Here is a 3,348-nt window from a genome sequence, read left to right as displayed (position 1 = left end):
TTTACCTGACTCAACCGCAGCGCCGAGATGCCATCTGGGAGCAGGAACAGCTCCAGTGCTTGAAACCACTTCACCAAAGGCAGATGAGTTCTTTCAAAAATGGTACCGACCAAAGGCGAGGCTTGATAGCCGCATCTTCCACATTCAAATAAAGGAATATGTCGAGTGGACAGACGGGTGCACTCGGTATAAGCGCAGCGCGGGCAGACAAAGCCATTTGGCCACTTCATCGCGATGATCGCCTCGATGCAATCGGCTTCGCTTCGAAAACGGCTGCTAAAAGATTGAAGCACTGAACTCGTACTGATCTCCATGTCCGATCCCTCCACAATCAGAAATGCGCACATTCGTTCTCTTATTTCATTATACCAAACATATGTTCGTTCATCAAGAAAAATATTCCAAACTTTATCTTTTTCTATATGTCGGATGAAATGATCCCCTATAAATTAAATGAATAAATCCCCAATTACTGAACGAAAGGGATAATGGTGCAAAAGGGGTGCGCAAAGGGGTACAGGGTTACTGTACAGTGTTACTGCATTTTGTGCTGCCAAAAAGTATATTTGGACGAAAGCTTGACGCGAAAATTATTAAGGAGTATATTATTAACCGCTAAAATATTTAAGTAGTAAAGTAATTAAATTATGAAATTAATCGAATCGAAAGGCTCAAGGCAGGAAGGAGGAGAGAGACGATGGTGAAAAAAGAAGAGCTGTTCGAAGTTACCTCGATGTTTCGAATGCTGTTCAAGGCGATCACCCAGGAGTGGAACAAACGCGGGGGCGAGTTTAACCTTAGTTTTCCGCAATATAAGATGCTCTACATGCTCAATACTTCCGGGACGCATACCGTATCACAGATTGCAGAGAGCTTGGGGATTACCTCGGCAGCCATCACGGGAATTACGGACCGGCTGGTCACGGAAGGATATGTGAACCGTGAACGCGGGGAGAACGACCGCCGGGTTGTCAACATCTCGATTACCGATCGGGGGAGAGAAATCATGAATCAGATCACCGAGCGGCAGAAGGAGATGCTCGAGGGGATTTTTGATCAGTTGCATGAGGAAGATCTACAGCATTTGCGGCGAATTCTTGGCGTGGTGCTTGCAAATATAGAAAATAAATCATAACGGAGATGGAGAAACTACATGGAACATTTATCACTTAAACGTAAAGTTTCGATCATGATCGCTATCATGGCCGCGATGTTCTTCGCCGCCATTAACCAGACGATCGTGAGCACAGCCATGCCGCGAATCATTTCGATTCTGGACGGCATGGACTATTATACTTGGACGATTAACATTTACTTGCTGACGTCCACAATTGCTACTGTCTTGGTCGGCAAGTTGTCCGATATGTACGGGCGGAAGCCGTTTCTATTGATTGGGATATTGCTCTTTATGGTGGGCGCATTTATGACGGGGACATCTTCGAACGTGTTCCAGTTCATCGCCTACCGCGGGATTCAAGGGATCGGTGCCGGGATTATCCAATCGACGGCCTTTACGGCTGTAGGTGACTTGTTCCCGCCGCGGGAACGTGGGAAATGGATGGGTCTGATGACCGCGATTTTCGGCTTCTCGAGCGTGCTCGGCCCAACCTTGGGCGGTTACCTCGTCGATCACATGGATTGGCACTGGCTGTTCTGGATCTTCCTGCCGCTGGGCATCGTTGCATTTATTATGATTTTGTCGCTGTTTCCAAAAATGGAACGCGGCAGCTCCCAAAGTATCGACTATGTCGGCTCGCTATTCATGACGACGACGATTGTGCCGCTGCTGTTGGCCTTCTCTTGGGCCGGAACAACCTACGCTTGGGGTTCGACGCAAATCATCGGCCTGCTTGTGGCCTCGGTCGTATCTGGTTTGATCTTCGTATTCGTGGAACTAAAGGCGAAAAATCCGATTTTGCCAATGCATTTGTTTAAAAACGATGTGGTGACGATTTCGAATATTATCGGTTTTATTATGAACTTCGGGATGATGGGCGCCCTGATTTATCTATCGTTCTTCGTACAGGGCGTGTTGGGCATTTCGCCGACTTATGCGGGCTACGTAACGATGCCGATGTCTATCGTCATGGTTGTCGCGAGTGCTATCACTGGTCAAATGATTGCTAAGAAAGGGAAATACAAACAGTTTGCCTTGTTTGGCGTTCCGATCATGATCGCCGGGATGGTCATTATGATTTTCATGAACAGTGTACCGGTTGCCATTCTTAGTATGATCGTATTTGGTTTAGGCCTGGGCGTTGGGATGCCGGTGTTCTCGCTGGCTACGCAAAATGCCGTGCCGCATAAAGAGCTGGGCGTCGTTACTGCATCGACGCAATTGTTCCGTAACCTTGGCGGTACGATTGGGATCGCCGTGATGGGGACGGTAATGTCCAACAACTTGACGAAAAACCTGAAAGAGGCGCTGCAATCCTCGTCTGCACCGGATATGAGCCAGATGGACCCGCAAGTAGTTCAGCAAATGACGGCTTTCGCGAATCCGCAGACGTTGATGAACAAACCGCTGCTGGAGCAAACGCAAGCTAGTTTGCCGGCCGATGCACAGCCGCTGTTTGCGCAGATGATTCAAGGCATCCGTGATGCCTTGGGAACGACGTTATCTACTGTATTTTTAACAGGTACATTGGTGCTCGTTGTGGCCTTCGTGCTGGTCTTCTTCCTTCGCGAGCTGCCGCTTCGTTCCTCGAACCAGGCACCAACTCCTCAAAGCGCTAAAGAGGGTGGCGAGGAAGGTGCGGTGCAAGCTGCACAAGCTTCGGCTCCGCATCAAGCTTAAGTAGAAAATTTTCTATGTAAGTCATAGCTGTTAAAGCAAGCCAGGGTTCTCGCATTTCGGATGCGAGAACTCTGGCTTTTTGCGTTAAGTTGATGTGAGAAAAACGTGGCGAAAAATGTTGATTAAAGAGAAGTATTGGACAATTTTGCGGAATTAAATTTCAAAATATATTTTCTTATTGAAATAAAATTTCAACGTCTTTATAATTGCCCTAAGAGCAAAACTATCAGCTGATTTAAGTAAGGCCAAGGAGGGTTGCAGATGAGCGAAGTGAACTGGCTCGAGGATACGGAAGCGGCGGAAGCCATGGGACTGGACCCGGCCCGAGTCCCATGGATCGGGAACACGCTGCGCGAAGCGGTGAGCGCAGGGGAGACTCCCGGCGGAGTTGCGGTCGTGTCCCGGCGCGGCAGGCGCATTCGCTTCGCCTGCGGCAACGCCGTGGATGACGACACCGGGCAGACGCCGGTCTCGTTTGAGACGATCTTCGACTGCGCCTCGCTGACGAAGATCGTGGTGACGCTGCCGCTGACCTTGCTGCTGGCTGAACG

Annotated in this window: 4 protein-coding genes; 3 read left to right on the top strand and 1 reads right to left on the bottom strand. The window is 49.1% G+C overall.

Going from position 1 to position 3,348, the window contains the following annotated elements; all coding sequences use genetic code 11:
- Positions 1 to 314, bottom strand: a 314-nt coding sequence (locus tag RW092_RS07410; RefSeq protein ID WP_316009904.1) for an IS1595 family transposase, incomplete at its 3' end; no start/stop codon positions are given.
- Between the two features lie 383 nt (positions 315 to 697).
- Here RW092_RS07410 and RW092_RS07405 point away from each other — a divergent pair.
- The 3 genes from RW092_RS07405 to RW092_RS07395 all read left to right on the top strand — a co-directional run.
- Positions 698 to 1,135: a MarR family winged helix-turn-helix transcriptional regulator gene (locus tag RW092_RS07405; RefSeq protein WP_009225490.1), complete on the top strand. Its 438-nt coding sequence runs from the start codon at positions 698 to 700 to the stop codon at positions 1,133 to 1,135.
- An 18-nt stretch (positions 1,136 to 1,153) separates the two neighbouring features.
- Complete coding sequence (locus RW092_RS07400) at positions 1,154 to 2,797, top strand: MDR family MFS transporter (protein ID WP_016311252.1); 1,644 nt, start codon at positions 1,154 to 1,156, stop codon at positions 2,795 to 2,797.
- A gap of 261 nt (positions 2,798 to 3,058) precedes the next feature.
- Positions 3,059 to 3,348 (top strand): serine hydrolase (locus RW092_RS07395; RefSeq protein ID WP_410055518.1); only part of this gene is annotated, 290 nt, incomplete at its 3' end.

Origin of the sequence: Paenibacillus sp. 3LSP, assembly GCF_032465655.1 — a bacterium.
Taxonomy (GTDB): Bacteria; Bacillota; Bacilli; order Paenibacillales; family Paenibacillaceae; genus Fontibacillus; species Fontibacillus barengoltzii.
The sequence above is the reverse complement of the archived record's forward strand: the minus strand, read 5'-3'. Positions and strand labels throughout refer to the sequence as shown.